Genomic DNA, 271 nt, shown 5'->3' with positions numbered 1-271 from the left:
CGTCCTGTTCTACCTGGTGGCGGTGAAGTGGGTGCTGTGGCGCGACCCGGACGCCGGGCCGGCCGGCGAGATGGTGCCCTGGGGGGAGCGCTTTGCCGCCCTCAAGGATGTCGGCAGCACTCTGGTGCTGTTCGTGCTGGTGATCGGCGGCATCTACCTGGGCGTGTTCACGCCCACCGAGGCGGCCGGCATCGGCGCCATGGGGGCCTTCGTGATCGCCCTGATGAAGCGGGCCTTGACGCCTGCGGTGCTGATGAACGTGCTGATGGAC

Annotated in this window: 1 protein-coding gene; it reads left to right on the top strand. The window is 68.6% G+C overall.

Annotation, left to right across the window (positions count from 1 at the left end):
- Positions 1 to 271, top strand: a 271-nt coding sequence (locus tag HALO32_RS17865; RefSeq protein ID WP_151445253.1) for a TRAP transporter large permease subunit, incomplete at both ends; no start/stop codon positions are given.

The sequence above is a fragment of the Halomonas lysinitropha genome, from assembly GCF_902500215.1.
Lineage (GTDB): Bacteria > Pseudomonadota > Gammaproteobacteria > Pseudomonadales > Halomonadaceae > Halomonas > Halomonas lysinitropha.
The sequence above is the reverse complement of the archived record's forward strand: the minus strand, read 5'-3'. Positions and strand labels throughout refer to the sequence as shown.